This window comes from Pseudomonas sp. Pseusp16 (assembly GCF_047324915.1).
Taxonomy (GTDB): Bacteria; Pseudomonadota; Gammaproteobacteria; order Pseudomonadales; family Pseudomonadaceae; genus Aquipseudomonas; species Aquipseudomonas fluorescens_CD.
Genome location: NZ_CP168522.1, coordinates 2,363,570 through 2,377,649, shown reverse-complemented (window position 1 = coordinate 2,377,649; position 14,080 = coordinate 2,363,570). Strand labels below are relative to the sequence as shown.

The window sequence follows — 14,080 nt, the reverse complement described above, 5'->3', positions numbered from 1 at the left end:
GACTGTTCGGGCCTCTTCGCGAGCAAGCCCGCTCCCACACTGGATCTTCAGTGAACACAGAATAGGTGTGCAACGACGATCCAGTGTGGGAGCGGGCTTGCTCGCGAAGGCGGCATCAGACACACCCGAGATGTTCCTGTCTGATTCTCAGTGTTAGGCTCTTCCCCGAATCCTGCATTCCGTGAAGGAAGACCCATGTTGAAGATTCTCGCGCTGCTCACGCTGTTGGCATCCACTGTCGTTCACGCCCAAACCCCGCTGCAAACCGACTTGCCGCTCAAGTACCTGGAGCAGGCCAATGCCGATTCGAACCATCAACCCCTGGTGATTTTCCTCCACGGTTACGGCAGTAACGAGCAGGATCTGTTCGGCATCAAGGATGACTTGCCTGCGTCCTACACCTACCTGTCGGTGCGGGCACCTTTGGTGATGGAGGCGGGCAGCTATCAGTGGTTTCGCAAGAAGGGCGAAGGGGCCTACAACGGTGAGACCGATGATCTGAAGTCCAGTGGCCAGGTGCTGCTGGATTTTGTCGCACAGGCCACGAAGAAATATCACACCGAACCCGAGAAGGTGTTCCTGGTCGGCTTCAGCCAGGGCGCGATCATGTCCTACGAAGTGGGCCTGCGGCATCCCGAGGCGCTTGGCGGGATCGCTGCGTTGAGCGGGCGGGTTCTGCCGGTGCTCAAGGCCGAGCTCACACCGGATGAAAAACGCCAGTCGCTGGCGATTTTCATCGGTCATGGCGAGCAGGACAAACGCCTTCCCTACAGCGACGGCACGGAAGCCAACAGCCTGTTGCAGAGCGTGTCACTCGAACCCGAGTTTCACGGCTACCCCGGTGTCGGCCATAACATCAGCGCCGAGGAGATACAGGACTTGAGCGCCTGGTTGCAGCGCTTGAACCCCTGAGCCTCATTTTCCGCTGACGATCTGTTTGATCAGGGTTTCGTGGGCCGCCATGTCGCCGGGACGGGAGATCACCTGGATTACCGTCATGCGGGTGCCGGATGCCGCCATCAGCGTGGTGGTAAGGGTCATGCCGCCGCCCTGTGTGGCGGTGCCGTCGACCTGGCGCAGGCCCAATCCGCTTTTCCGGGTCAGGGACTTCTCGCTCAGTTTGTTGTAGTCGGGCAGGGATGTGTGTTGCGCCGAATCGAAGTCGGCCACGGTGCTGTCGAGGAACTGGCCGTCGTTGTCTTTGACACTGATGCCATCGGGCAGGTTGTTTTCCGCGGCTATGACCACGGTCTTGGTCGTCGCGTTGCTGTACAGGGTGCCCGTCGCACCGCCCGGGTTGGCGGGCAGCGGGTTGGCGATGAAACCCTTGGGCAGGTTGAACGTGAACTTGCCGCCGAGCATCGAGATTTGTTGGGCGGGCGCGTTATCGCTGGAAGTGGCCTTGGCGGCCTGCGCATTCAAAGCCCCCAGGCCGGTAGCCGCGGCCAGTAGCAGGACAAGGGCTTTTTTACTCAACAATGACATCGGAATCTCCAGGGATGGGCGCGCGGTGGGGCGCGATCATCCCACGGAGGTTGTGCTGCATTCCAGTGTGCGCTAACGAGCGGTCGCTTTGTGCTTACGCCTGGTTTTGCGGGAACAGGTTGCGACGGGTTTCTTCGTCGAATTCGGCCTTGAGCACCAGTTTCTCTTTCAGGCCGTGGGCGCGTCGGGCGGCCGGCCGGGCGCTGATTTCATCGTACAGGCGCTGGACGTTCGGGTACGCCGCCAGACCGCTCTCGCCGAGGATGTAGGGCGCGTAGTTGGCCCAGCCCCACAGGGCCATGTCGGCGATGCTGTAGGTGTCGCCAGCCAGGTACTGAAGCCGGGCCAGGCGCTCGTCGAGGATGCGGTAGTGGCGTTCGACTTCCTTCAAATAGCGGTTTTTCGCGTAAGGCAGATCTTCCGGTGCGTGGTGCAGGAAGTGCACCGCCTGGCCGGAGAACGGCGACAGGCCGGTGCCGATGAACATCAGCCACGAGAGCATTTCGGCCTGGCCGGCAATGGACGTGGGCAGGAAGCGCTGATGTTTCTGCGCCAGGTGCAGCAGGATCGCCTGGGAGTCGAACACGCTGGCATCGCCATCAACCAGTGCGGGTACCTTGGCGTTCGGGTTGATCGCCAGAAAGGCCGGTTGGTGTTGCTCGCCCTTGAAGGTGTCGACGCCGATCAATTCGTAAGGCGTTTGCAGCTCTTCGAGCAGCAGGGCAACTTTCATCGGGTTCGGCGAAGGGTGGAAAAAGAATTTCATGGTGCAGGCCTCAGTCGGGTAGGGGTTGGAACTGAGGCTGATGTTGAAGCAAACCCGTTCGATTGACGTGCAGGGTTATTGTTCTGGTCGTGCAAAACTATCGAACGGGTTTCGGTGCTTTGACGGTTCCTTCAGCGTCCGTCGTCGGGCCCACGGGCCGTGCCAGCAAGCGTTTGGTCACACCCAGCATGGCCACCGACACGGCGATGCCCAGGACAAAAGCGTTCATTCCCATCGTCGGCAACGCCAGCGCCAACACCAGGCAGAAGGCGGCGAACGAGTACATGCCGGTGGCGGTGGCGCGCAGCAATGCGGCGGTAAAGGCCGGGCCACGGGTTTGCTGGGAGAACACCGCCATGACGCTGCCCAATACCGGGAACACCGCCAGCAAGCCGCTCCAGCGGTCGCCGACGGTGCTGGCCAGCAGCGTCACGACCAGCGTGAGCAATGCACCGGCCACCATGCGCAGCAGGAGCTTGTCGGATTTCGGCACAGGACCACTGGGCACCGGTTGCACGGTTGGGAACAGGTAGGGTGCGGCGAGCAGCGCGCTGGCGGCGGCGCACACCGAAAACACCAGGGATGTCGGGATCAGCGACAGCACAATTGCCACCACCGCCCAGACCGACAGTGAGACCATCAACGCCAGCGGCCATCCGGCCCGTTGTGCGACCTGGGCGTAGGTCACGCAAAACGCAATCATCGCGAACATGGCCGACAGCGCAGCGGTGGCCGATTGCGCAGCGAACGCCTGGCCTTGTTCAAGGGCGAGGAACAACAGAATCGGCCCGACTACCACCGGCAACCCCGATAACCAGCCGGCCACGCTCGGCCCCCAGCGTTTGCCAGCCAGGGAAATCAGCAGCAGGAAGCCTGGGATCACCAGCAGTTTGAGAATCAACACGCGCACGTCTCCGACCTGTGTGAGGTGGCAACGGTAACATTGCGTCGGGTAGATTGCTTTATGTGTGTGCGAGTTTTGTATACAAAAATAAGGCTCGTTCGAAATTTGTACGGAAGGGTCTTTTGCGCCTACGACTTATCCGGGCATCCACAAAGAGGCCAACCCGCCATGAACCATCAACGATCGCTGCTGCGCCATGGCCTGTGGCTACTTGTTTTGCTGAGCTGTCAGGCCCTGGCCAATTGGCAGGAATCGCTGCCCGGCGCGCAAGTCCTCGGCAGTGGCGAGTTTCGCAAGTACGGCTTCGATGTCTACAGCGCGCGGCTCTGGAGTACGTCGCGGCCCTTGGCGAACGATCAGCCGTTTGCCCTGGAGTTGATCTACCAGCGCAGCATTTCCCGTGATGACCTGGTAAGCGCCAGTGTCAGGGAAATCAAGCGGCTCGCCGGTACCGCGATCAGTGCCGGGCAACTGGCGTCCTGGCAGGCGCAGATGCAACAGTCGTTCGTCGATGTGCAGGCTGGCACGCGGCTGACCTGTGTCTATCTGCCAGGGCAGGGCGCGCGGTTTTTCCTCGGCCAGCAGTTGTTGCGTGAAGTGACGGACCTGCAATTCGCCCAGGCATTTTTTGCCATCTGGCTCGATCCGCGAACCAACAACCCCGAGCTGCGCCAGCAGTTGCTGGGTGTGGTGCCCTGAGCCTGTTGATTCTGCGATTTTTGGGGTGACGGATCTGGCCCCTTCGCGGGCAAGCCCGCTCCCACAGGGGATTTGTGACCTCTGATAAACACGCGGGCAAAAAAGAACCCGGTGCAACTTGCGTCACACCGGGTGTTTTTCCAGGCGGCGACGGTTCTTCGTGGGTCCCCGTGCCGTCTGTTGAACGCTGTTGGCTTACGCCCGCTCGAGCGCCAGCGCCACGCCCTGACCACCACCGATACACAGGGTGGCGAGGCCTTTTTTGGCGTCACGCTTGAGCATTTCATGCAGCAGCGTCACCAGCACACGGCAACCCGAGGCACCGATCGGGTGACCCAAGGCGATGGCGCCGCCGTTGACGTTGACCTTGTTCAAGTCCCACTCCAGGTCCTTGGCCACGGCCAGGGATTGTGCGGCGAAGGCTTCGTTGGCTTCAACCAGCTCAAGCTGGTCGATGGACCAGCCTGCCTTGTCCAGGCAACGGCGAGTGGCCGATACCGGGCCGATGCCCATGATTGCCGGATCGACGCCCGCGTTGGCGTAAGCAGCGATTTTCGCCAGTACCGGCAGGCCGAGGGCCTTGGCTTTGTCGGCGCTCATCAGGATCACGGCGGCGGCACCGTCGTTCAGTGACGAAGCGTTGCCGGCTGTCACCGAACCATCCTTCTTGAAGGCCGGCTTGAGCTTGCCCAGGGAGTCGGCGGTAGTGCCGGTCCGTGGCTGCTCGTCGGTGGCGAAGGACAGTGGATCGCCCTTGCGCTGCGGGATCAGGATCGGTGTGATTTCGTCAACGAAACGCCCGGCTTCGATGGCGGCCACGGCTTTCTGCTGCGAGGCGGCGGCGAACGCGTCCTGCTGCTCGCGGCTCAGGCTGTATTTCTCGGCCAGGTTCTCGGCGGTGATGCCCATGTGGTAGTCGTTGAACGCATCCCACAGGCCATCGCTGATCATGGTGTCGACGATTTGCGCGTGGCCCATGCGCAGGCCGGTGCGGGCACCTGGCATGACGTAGTTGGCCAGGCTCATGTTTTCCTGGCCACCGGCGATGATCACCTCGGCATCGCCGCAGCGAATCGCCTGGGCGCCCAGGTGCAGGGCCTTGAGGCCCGAGCCGCAGACCTTGTTCAAGGTCATGGCCGGTACGGCGAAGGGCAGGCCGGCCTTGATGGCTGCCTGGCGCGCAGGGTTCTGCCCGGCGCCGGCGGTCAGCACCTGGCCCATGATCACTTCATCGACTTGCGCCGGGTCCAGGCCGGTCTGGGCCAGCAGCTGGCGGATTACCGCGGCACCCAGTTCGACGGCGGAGACATTGGCCAGGGAACCCTGGAAGCTGCCGATCGCGGTGCGCGTGGCGGCAACAATGACGACTTCTTGCATGGAATGATTCCTCACTGGGCAGCGAACTGCATTTCCGGTACATGGTCCGGCACGATCAGTTTACCGGCAGTCTTGGCGACGATCTCTTCGACGCTGACACCCGGCGCACGTTCTTTCAGGATGAACGCACCGTTTTCGATTTCCAGGTAAGCCAGGTCAGTCAGCACGCGCTTGATGCACCCGGCGCCGGTCAGCGGCAGGCTGCATTGGGACAGCAGCTTGGATTCACCGTCCTTGGACGCATGGGTCATGATGACGATGATGTTGTCTGCGCCGGCCACCAGGTCCATCGCGCCGCCCATGCCCTTGACCAGTTTGCCGGGGATCATCCACGAGGCGATGTTGCCTTGCACGTCCACTTCAAAGGCGCCCAGCACGGTCAGGTCGACATGACCGCCGCGGATCATCGCGAAGGACTCGGCCGAGGAAAAAATCGAAGCACCGATACGTGCGGTCACGGTTTGTTTGCCGGCGTTGATCATGTCGGCATCGATGGTTTCTTCAGTAGGAAAGGGACCCATGCCCAGCAGGCCGTTTTCCGACTGCAGCATGACTTCCATGCCTTCGGGGATGTAGTTGGCGACCAGGGTCGGAATGCCGATGCCCAGGTTCACGTAGAAGCCGTCCTGCATTTCGCGGGCGACGCGTTGAGCCATTTGTTCGCGGGAAAGTGCCATTGTTGTTATTCCTTCATTCGGTCCGGGGGCAGGGGATCACTTACGCACGGTGCGCTGTTCGATGCGCTTCTCGAACGTGCCGCAGATGATCCGGTCGACGTAGATGCCAGGGGTGTGGATCTGCGCCGGGTCCAGCTCGCCGGGTTCGACGATTTCTTCGACTTCGACCACGGTGATCTTGCCGGCGGTGGCGGCCAGCGGATTGAAGTTCTGCGCGGTGTGGCGATAGATCACGTTACCGAAATGGTCGGCTTTCCAGCCTTTGACGATGGCGAAGTCGCCGGTGATGGACTCTTCCATCAGGTACTTGCGGCCATGGAATTCGCGGACTTCCTTGCCTTCTGCGACCGGAGTGCCGACGCCGGTGGCGGTGAAGAAGGCCGGAATGCCGGCGCCGCCTGCGCGCATTTTTTCCGCGAGGGTGCCTTGCGGGGTCAGGATGACTTCGATTTCGCCCTTGAGCAGTTGCTCTTCGAACAGCTTGTTTTCGCCGACGTAGGAGGCCACCACCTTGCTGATCTGGCGGTCGGTCAGCAGTACGCCCAGGCCGAAACCGTCGACGCCGCAGTTGTTGGAAACTACCGTGAGGTCGCGAGTGCCCTTGCGCTTGATCTCGTTGATCAGGTTCTCCGGAATCCCGCACAGGCCGAAGCCGCCGGCGATCACGGTCATGCCGTCTTCAAGACCTGCCAGAGCTTCCTCATAGGAACTCACGCGCTTGTCGAAACCTGCCATATGCACCTCTTTTATTCTTTGTGGGCGGCTGGCTAGCCGAATGGAGTTGAGTGTCGCGCTGCTTGATTCATTTGTTAAGTTGATTTTTAAGGTTGATTGATAGATAAAACTCAACAAACCGCTGCTCTAAACTTGCAGCTTGAAGCTAGCAGCTTACAACTTGAGCGTAGCGAGATGACCATCAAGCAGATCCGCGCCTTCCTGGCCGTGGCCCAGAGCCTGAGTTTCGCCGTGGCCTGCGAGCGCCTGCACCTGTCGCAGTCGGCCCTGAGCCTGACCATCAAGGCGCTGGAGGAGGGCCTGGGCGGGCGGCTGTTCACCCGCAACACCCGTAACGTCGCGCTGACCGCCGAAGGCGAATCCCTGCTGCCGTTGGCGCGCCGGCTGATTGCTGACTGGGACAATGCCGAGGACGAGATGCGCCAGCGCTTCACCCTGCAACGCGGCCGCGTGACCCTGGCGGCCATGCCATCGTTCGCCGGCAATCTGCTGCCGCCGATCCTCAAGACATTCCGCGCCCGCTATCCGAACGTCAACGTCACGGTCAACGATGTGATCAACGAGCAGGTGCTGGAAATGGTCCGGGATCGGCAGGTGGAACTGGGGGTGGCGTTCGAGCCGACGCAGAGTTCGTCGCTGCAATTCACGCCGTTGTACATCGACCGTTTCGTCGCGGTGGTGCCCCTGGATTCGGCGCTGGCCGGGCTGGATGACATCGAATGGCAGACCCTGCTCAAGGAGCCGTTCATTACCTTGCAGCGACCTTCCACCGTGCGGGTAATGTTGGAAGAGCACTTGCAGGCCCGCGGCATGAAGCTGCCGGTGGAGTTTGAAAGCCATCAACTGGCGACGGTCGGGCGCATGGTCGCCAGTGGCCTGGGCGTAAGCGCGGTGCCGGCCTTGTGTGCCGGGCAAATGCGTGAGCTGGGCGCGCGTTGCATCACGTTGCGTGACCCGGTAGTGGAGCGGGCACTTGGGGTGCTGACATTGCCGGGGGGAGAGCTGTCGGCGGCGGCGCAGGCGATGTTTGATGTGCTGAAAGCGGAAAATTTCAGTCACCAACTTACATGAACAAATCAAAATGCCCCTGTGGGAGCGGGCTTGCTCGCGAAGGCGACGTGTCAGTCGACATCTACTAACCTGATACACCGCTTTCGCGAGCAAGCCCGCTCCCACAGGGATTGGGTCTTGTCAGTTGTTGAGTCGTTCGGCCAGCAGCGGTAAAAGCTGCTCGCACGACCCCTCGATCTTCACATCCAGCATCTCGTCTGCCCGGGTCTTGCCCAGGTTGATCGCAATCAACGGCTTGCCCTGATCCACCACCGCCCGGCACAAGCGAAACGCCGAATAGGCCATCAACGACGAGCCGACCACCAACAGCCCGGCAGCCTGCTCGACGGTGGCCATCGCCCTGGCCGCCGTGGCCTGTGCGACGTTTTCGCCAAAAAACACTACATCCGGCTTCATCCGTTCCCCGGCGCAATGCGGGCAGTGCGGGACCTGGAAGCGTGCCTCGAAAGCCGGGTCGAGCAAGGTGTCGCCGTCCGGCGCCTGTACTGCGTCGACGCCGGCCAGGTACGGGTTCTGTGTTTCCATCAAGCGCTGGATCGAATCGCGCTCGCTGCGCCGGCCGCAATCCAGGCACAACACCCGGTGCAAACTGCCGTGGAGTTCGATCACGTCATGGCTGCCGGCCTGGTCGTGCAGGGTGTCGACGTTCTGGGTGATCAACCCGCTGATCTGGCGCGTGCCTTGCAGACTGGCCAGTGTGTCGTGGGCCACGTTCGGCTGCGCCTGACGCACCCGTGGCCAGCCGAGCATCGCCCGCGCCCAATAGCGTCGCCGGGATTGCGCTGCAGAGAGAAACTCCTGGTACATCATCGGCTGCCGGCCACGGCGCACGCCCTGGTTGTCGCGATAATCCGGGATGCCCGAGGGCGTGCTGATGCCAGCCCCGGTCAGGACCGCGAACGGCGCGTCGGCCATGAGCCGGTGGAGGCGATCGAGCTGTTCGTGGATCAGGTTGTCGAACATGTTGTGCAGGCCTGTAGGAGCGAGCTCGCTCGCGATGGTCGTCAACGATAACACTGTAATCCTGACACCCCGCGGCGTGATCGCGTTTATCGCGAGCAAGCTCGCTCCTACACCTACAGAGATGGCGGGGGTGTTTATTTACGCGCCTCCAGAATCAGGTTGAACGGCGTTTCGGTGGCCCGGCGAAAGCGCGTGAAACCAGCCTCTGTAAACACTTTGCGCAACCGCGCTTCGCCGGCCTGGGCGCCGAGGCCGAGGCCGACTTCCTGGGACAGCGAGTTCGGCGTGCAAATAAACGTCGAGGCGGCGTAGAACAGGCGTCCGACCGGGTTGACGTTGTCGTCGAGCAAGTCGTTGGCGTAGGGCTCGACCAGCAGCACCGTGCCGTCGTCTTTCAGCGATTCATAAGCATGTCTGGCCGCGCCCACCGGGTCGCCCATGTCGTGCAGGCAGTCGAAGTAGCAGATCAGGTCGTAGTCGTTGCCGGGGTAGCTTTTGGCCGTGCCCTGGAAGAATCGGGCCCGACCGGACACACCGCCTTCTTCGGCCCTTTGGGTGGCGACGGTAATGGAGGGCGCGTGGTAGTCGAAGCCGACGAATCGCGAATCCGCAAACGCCTGGGCCATGATCACCGTCGAGGCGCCATGGCCGCAGCCGATGTCCGCCACTTTGGCCCCGGCTTCCAGTTTGGCCACCACGCCGTCGAGGGCCGGCAACCATTCGGCGACCAAATGGGCTTTGTAACCTGGGCGGAAGAAGCGTTCGGTTCCGCTGAACATGCACGGATGGTGTTCTCCCCAAGGCAGGGCGCCGTTGCCGCGCATGGCGTTGACCAGCTTGTCCTTGTCGTGGAAAAACGACGCGACGACACCGATGCCCCCGGCGATATAGACCGGTGAGTCTTCGATGGCCAAGGCCATGGCTTGCTCTTCGGGCAGGCGGAACTGGCCGTCGTGGTGTTCCATGTAGCCGGAGGCGGCATGGGCGCTGAGCCATTCGCGCAGCAGGCGGGTGTTGCAGCCGGTTTTCGCGGCAAGGGTTTCGGGGGTGATTGGCTGACTGTCGGCCATCGCCCGGTACAGGCCGAGCTCTTCGCCGAGGATGACGTTGGCGAGCATCGCCGCGCCGCCCATGTCGTTCACCAGTTTGCCCATGAAATCGTTGAGTCTGGCCTCGTCCATCACGTGTGCTCCTTCAACGGGATCACGGTCCAGGGGCATTATCTGGCGAGGCGCTCGCCGCTGGGCGGTGGTCGTGGGAATGTGCAGGGCACCAAGCGGGTCCTGTGTGCATACAGTTTAGTTCGGGCCTTGTACTGCGCGGTCTGGCGCGACGAAAGCGACGTTTTCCCTGCGGGCACATGACTCTGTAGGGGGGATGTATCTCACTGTATCTCACCCGCCTTTCGATACAGTCCCGCGCAACTTCAGGCACCAGCCGAACACAGACCCGATACAAACCTGCGATGAACTGTGAAGGCCGTTTTGGCGCCGCTATTGCGTGGCGGCCAAAACTCTTTCCCTGGCCGTCGCAACCGACGGTCGTACGCTCCTGACTCTGTTCCGCGCCTGATGCGGTCAAGGGGATTTCCATGACAACGCTTGTGTCTCAGCCCGATCCCAACGTCACACCCGTGGATCGCCTGCGGGTCGATCACTACACCAATGGCATCATCGGCCCAAGCCAGCCGATGCTCGGGCCATTGGCCGACGGCGGCACGCTGATCACCGGTACACCACCGGGCTGTTGGGGGCCAATGATCACGCCAGCCTTCGAGGGCGGGCATGAAGTGACGCAACCGGTGGCGATCGCCGGGGCGCAAATCGGTGATGCGGTGGCCATCAAGATCAAAAGCATGCGCGTGACGTCGCTGGCGACTTCGTCCGGGGTCATGAAATTTGTCGAGGGGCGGTACAACGGCGATCCGTTCGTCTCGAAATTCTGCTCCACCTGTGGCACCGATCATCCCGCCAGCCATGTCGAAGGCATCGGCGCCGAGGCCATTCGCTGCAACCACTGTGGTGCCGAGGTCAGCGCGTTTCGTTTCAGCCACGGTTATGTGATCGTGTTCGATGCGCAGAACCAGGTCAGTCTGACGGTCAATCAGGACATCGCCAATCGTCTGGCGGGTAACGCTTCGGAAATGTCGGCACTGCCGGAGTTCGCTGCCCAGCATTCGATCCTGTCCCTGGCCCGTGCCGACATCCCCGGCGTTGCGGCTCACATGCGGCCGTTTCTCGGCAACATCGGTACCCTGCCATCCCGGGACTTGCCCGACTCCCACAACTGCGCCGACTTCGGCCAGTACCTGATCAATGCGCCGCACCGTTTCGGCATGACCCGCGAAGAACTGCACGCGGCGAAAACCGACGGCCACATGGACACCAACTCGATCCGCGAAGGCTGCGTACTGATTTGCCCGGTGAAAGTTTCCGGTGCCGGGGTGTACATGGGTGACATGCATGCCCAGCAGGGCAACGGCGAAATCGCCGGACACGCCACCGATTGCTCCGGGGAAACCGAAGTGGTGGTGGAAGTGGTGAAGAACCTGACCCTGGAGGGGCCGATCCTGTTGCAAAACCTGGATGACTTGCCGCCGATGGCGCGGCCAATGAGCGCCGGACAAAGGGCAAAAGTCCGTGAACTGGGCGAGCGTTGGGGCCAGCACGAGATCGAACAGAGCGGGCCGATCACCTTCATCGGCAGCGGCGAGAACCTCAATCTGGCGGTGGAAAACGGCCTGCAACGCGCCGCTTCCGTCACCGGCCTGCCTTATGACGAAGTCCTCAACCGCGCCACTATCACCGGCTCGATCGACATCAGTCGCCTGCCGGGCACCGTGCGCGTGACGTTCCTGTGCCCGATGGCGGTGCTCGATCGCATGGGCATCGGCCATCTGGTGCGTGAGAAATACGATCTGGCCTGACAGCCAATGGCGGGTTTGTACCACAGTGTGTATGGACTTGCCGGCGATACAGACGCTGGCATTTTCCGGCACAAGTGAACACAGGCCCGATACACCCCTTCGATTAACTGTGTCTGACGGCGAGCATCCATACGGTGCTCGCACCCCAGACACCGTTTGAGATCGATATCATGCAGACATCCATTCCCCCTGTAGCCAAGGCCAGCGCAGGGCTTGGCCTGCGTCGCGGTTTACTCAAAGACCTCCAGGCTGCACCGACAGGCGATTTCGACTTTCTGGAAGTCGCGCCGGAAAACTGGATCGGCATCGGCGGCGCCCATGGTGCGGCGTTGCGGGCACTGGCCGAGCGTTATCCGTTGTCCTGTCACGGCCTGTCCCTGTCCCTGGGCGGACCGTCGCCGCTGGACGTCGGGTTCTTGCAGGAAGTCCGGGGTTTTCTCGATCACTACAACGTGCCGCTGTACAGCGAGCATTTGAGCTATTGCAGCGATGACGGCCACCTGTACGACCTGTTGCCGCTGCCGTTTACTGAAGAAGCGGTGCACCACGTCGCCGCGCGGATTCGTCAGTCCCAGGACATCCTGGGTCGGCGTCTGGCGGTGGAAAACGTTTCCTATTACGCCGCTCCCCGACAGGACATGGACGAGGTGACCTTCACCAATGCGGTGTTGCGTGAGGCCGATTGCGACCTGCTGCTGGACGTCAACAATGTCTACGTCAATTCGATCAACCACGGTTTCGATCCCCAGGAATTTCTCGCCGGAATCGATTCGGGGCGGGTGGTGGCCATGCACATTGCCGGGCATTTCGACGAGTCCGATACCTTGAAGATCGACACCCATGGTGCTTCGGTAAAACCGGCGGTGTGGTCGTTGCTGGCCCAGGCGTATGCCCGGTTCGGTGCGCAACCGACCTTGCTGGAGCGCGATTTCAATTTTCCGGCATTCGCCGAACTGGTGGCGGAATTGCAGACCATTCGCCGTTTGCAACAGGAGGGCGTGAGCCGTGGATAAGTCGGGTCTCTTGCATCAGCAAACCACGATGGGCCTGTACCTGCGCGACCCTGAACACAACGCGCCACCCACCGGTATGGACCCGGCGCGGGCACAGGTTTACCGCGATCTGGTGTTCGCCAACCTGTCTTCGCTGCTCAGTGGCACCTTTCCGGTGTTGGTGAAGATTATCGGCAATGAACGCTGGGGTTCGCTGGTGCGGATCTTTTTGCGGGACTACCGGGCCCGCACACCGAAATTTGGTGAAATCGCTGAGGAGTTTGTCGAGTTTCTCGCGAGCGGGCCTGAGGCATTGAGCGATGGGGCGTGGCCGCCGTTCATGGTGGAGCTGGCGCATTACGAGTGGGTGGAAATGGTGTTGCAACAGTCCGATGCGCAGCCGCTGGTTGGTGGTGATGCGGCGTTGTTGCTGGATCGGCCTTTGCAGGTGTCGCCGCTGGCCTGGCCGTTGGCGTATGCCTGGCCGGTGCAGTTGTTGGGGCCCGATTTTCAGCCGGATGCTTTGCCTGATCAGCCGACGTTTTTGTTGGTGCGTCGGGATATGGACTGGAGTGTGAGGTTTTCCGGGTTGAGTCCGTTGGCGTGGCGGTTGTTGCAGCGGATTGTTGAGTTTCCGGAGTTGACCGGGGGGGCGCAGTTGCAGGGGGTGGCGGTGGAGGCTGGGCAGGTGGGTTCTTCGGTGTTTTTCGAGGGTGGTTTGGGGTTGTTGCGGCAGATGCATGAGGAGGGGGTTGTTGGGGGTGTTTGACCTTGGCGGCCTTTGGGCCGACCAGGTTCTTGGTTGATGGCGTACATATCCGTTTTTTGGGTGATGGCGACTTAGGGTTTCGCCCTTACGGCGACTCACTTTTTTTACAAGCGCCTAAAAAAAGTAAGCAAAAAAACGCTCGCCCCGAACGTCCGGCCCCTCGCTTGGGCTCGGGGTTCCTTCGCTCCGGCATTCATCCGGGGGCATTGCCCTCCGGTCGGCTGCGCGCGACCTGCATGCAATGAGTTCGACTGCGTCGAACGGCGCTGCGCGCCTATCCCCGGATGAACGCCTCCACTCAGCCTGCCGAGGGGGCGGGTGGATCAAGATCAAGAGCGGCAGGCGAGCTAACGCTCGGCCTGTTGATTGGTGAAGAGCGTGGGGGTATGCGGCCCTGCTTTGCTCTGCTCTTCTGTGGGAGCGGGCTTGCTCGCGATGGACGTCAACGATAACGCGGGCTGTCTGAATCCCCGCGGTGTCCCGGCGTTTTTCGCGAGCCAGCTCGCTCCTACAGGGGAACGCGTTCAATTGCGATCAGGCCGGCCGGTAGGCCGCCTCGCTTTTGCTTTGGCTTTTGATCTGCTTGCCCCCTCGAGAGGCTTCGTTCCGGTTCTGCGCAGTGGGCAACCCGGCATGGATGCCGGGTTAGCCGCGTACGGCCATGGATGGCCGATCGCGGCGGGCCCACGGAGCAGGACCGGAGCGAGGGAATGCCG

General features: G+C 61.7%; 14 protein-coding genes. 6 read left to right on the top strand and 8 right to left on the bottom strand.

The genetic code is table 11. The annotated features are described in order from the left end of the window. Positions 1 to 195 precede the first annotated feature (195 nt). Complete coding sequence (locus ACEN8Q_RS10630; RefSeq protein WP_413428406.1) at positions 196 to 912, top strand: alpha/beta hydrolase; 717 nt, start codon at positions 196 to 198, stop codon at positions 910 to 912. A 3-nt stretch (positions 913 to 915) separates the two neighbouring features. Here the strand turns inward: ACEN8Q_RS10630 and ACEN8Q_RS10625 are convergent, their stop codons facing one another. The 3 genes from ACEN8Q_RS10625 to ACEN8Q_RS10615 all read right to left on the bottom strand — a co-directional run bounded on the left by ACEN8Q_RS10625 (position 916) and on the right by ACEN8Q_RS10615 (position 3,155). Beyond that, a complete protein-coding gene (locus ACEN8Q_RS10625) occupies positions 916 to 1,485 on the bottom strand; it encodes a hypothetical protein (RefSeq protein WP_413705138.1) in 570 nt (189 codons plus the stop codon). Positions 1,486 to 1,579: 94 nt separating this feature from the next. Beyond that, complete coding sequence (locus ACEN8Q_RS10620) at positions 1,580 to 2,251, bottom strand: glutathione S-transferase family protein (RefSeq protein WP_413705137.1); 672 nt, start codon at positions 2,249 to 2,251, stop codon at positions 1,580 to 1,582. Positions 2,252 to 2,348: 97 nt separating this feature from the next. Further along, complete coding sequence (locus ACEN8Q_RS10615; RefSeq protein WP_413705489.1) at positions 2,349 to 3,155, bottom strand: hypothetical protein; 807 nt, start codon at positions 3,153 to 3,155, stop codon at positions 2,349 to 2,351. A gap of 168 nt (positions 3,156 to 3,323) precedes the next feature. Here ACEN8Q_RS10615 and ACEN8Q_RS10610 point away from each other — a divergent pair, with 168 nt between their 5' ends. Further along, positions 3,324 to 3,854, top strand: coding sequence for a chalcone isomerase family protein (locus tag ACEN8Q_RS10610; protein ID WP_413428409.1), 531 nt, complete (start codon positions 3,324 to 3,326; stop codon positions 3,852 to 3,854). A gap of 195 nt (positions 3,855 to 4,049) precedes the next feature. Here ACEN8Q_RS10610 and ACEN8Q_RS10605 read toward each other — a convergent pair whose 3' ends face one another. Genes ACEN8Q_RS10605 through ACEN8Q_RS10595 form a run of 3 tightly spaced genes read right to left on the bottom strand, consistent with a single transcriptional unit; the run spans position 4,050 to position 6,643 of the window. After that, complete coding sequence (locus ACEN8Q_RS10605) at positions 4,050 to 5,231, bottom strand: acetyl-CoA C-acetyltransferase (RefSeq protein ID WP_413705136.1); 1,182 nt, start codon at positions 5,229 to 5,231, stop codon at positions 4,050 to 4,052. 11 nt (positions 5,232 to 5,242) lie between these two features. Continuing rightward, a complete protein-coding gene (locus ACEN8Q_RS10600; protein WP_057399619.1) occupies positions 5,243 to 5,908 on the bottom strand; it encodes a CoA transferase subunit B in 666 nt (221 codons plus the stop codon). Between the two features lie 36 nt (positions 5,909 to 5,944). After that, the gene (locus tag ACEN8Q_RS10595; RefSeq protein ID WP_046816298.1) at positions 5,945 to 6,643 is read right to left on the bottom strand and encodes a CoA transferase subunit A; all 699 of its coding nucleotides are present in this window, start codon (positions 6,641 to 6,643) and stop codon (positions 5,945 to 5,947) included. Between the two features lie 174 nt (positions 6,644 to 6,817). Here ACEN8Q_RS10595 and ACEN8Q_RS10590 point away from each other — a divergent pair, with 174 nt between their 5' ends. Continuing rightward, a complete protein-coding gene (locus ACEN8Q_RS10590; RefSeq protein WP_413705135.1) occupies positions 6,818 to 7,714 on the top strand; it encodes a LysR substrate-binding domain-containing protein in 897 nt (298 codons plus the stop codon). A 120-nt stretch (positions 7,715 to 7,834) separates the two neighbouring features. Here ACEN8Q_RS10590 and ACEN8Q_RS10585 read toward each other — a convergent pair whose 3' ends face one another. Both ACEN8Q_RS10585 and ACEN8Q_RS10580 read right to left on the bottom strand, forming a co-directional pair. Beyond that, the gene (locus ACEN8Q_RS10585; RefSeq protein WP_413705134.1) at positions 7,835 to 8,677 is read right to left on the bottom strand and encodes an NAD-dependent protein deacetylase; all 843 of its coding nucleotides are present in this window, start codon (positions 8,675 to 8,677) and stop codon (positions 7,835 to 7,837) included. A gap of 134 nt (positions 8,678 to 8,811) precedes the next feature. Further along, the gene (locus ACEN8Q_RS10580; protein WP_413428415.1) at positions 8,812 to 9,858 is read right to left on the bottom strand and encodes a class I SAM-dependent methyltransferase; all 1,047 of its coding nucleotides are present in this window, start codon (positions 9,856 to 9,858) and stop codon (positions 8,812 to 8,814) included. 410 nt (positions 9,859 to 10,268) lie between these two features. Here ACEN8Q_RS10580 and ACEN8Q_RS10575 point away from each other — a divergent pair, with 410 nt between their 5' ends. From ACEN8Q_RS10575 to ACEN8Q_RS10565, 3 genes are all read left to right on the top strand, one after another. Next, positions 10,269 to 11,603 (top strand): acetamidase/formamidase family protein, encoded by a 1,335-nt coding sequence (locus ACEN8Q_RS10575; protein WP_413705133.1) that lies wholly within the window; start codon positions 10,269 to 10,271, stop codon positions 11,601 to 11,603. A 170-nt stretch (positions 11,604 to 11,773) separates the two neighbouring features. Continuing rightward, positions 11,774 to 12,616: a DUF692 domain-containing protein gene (locus ACEN8Q_RS10570; protein WP_413428417.1), complete on the top strand. Its 843-nt coding sequence runs from the start codon at positions 11,774 to 11,776 to the stop codon at positions 12,614 to 12,616. Next, positions 12,609 to 13,364, top strand: coding sequence for a DUF2063 domain-containing protein (locus ACEN8Q_RS10565; RefSeq protein WP_413705132.1), 756 nt, complete (start codon positions 12,609 to 12,611; stop codon positions 13,362 to 13,364). The genes ACEN8Q_RS10570 and ACEN8Q_RS10565 overlap by 8 nt, the downstream gene beginning before the upstream one ends. The last annotated feature ends 716 nt before the right edge of the window (positions 13,365 to 14,080 follow it).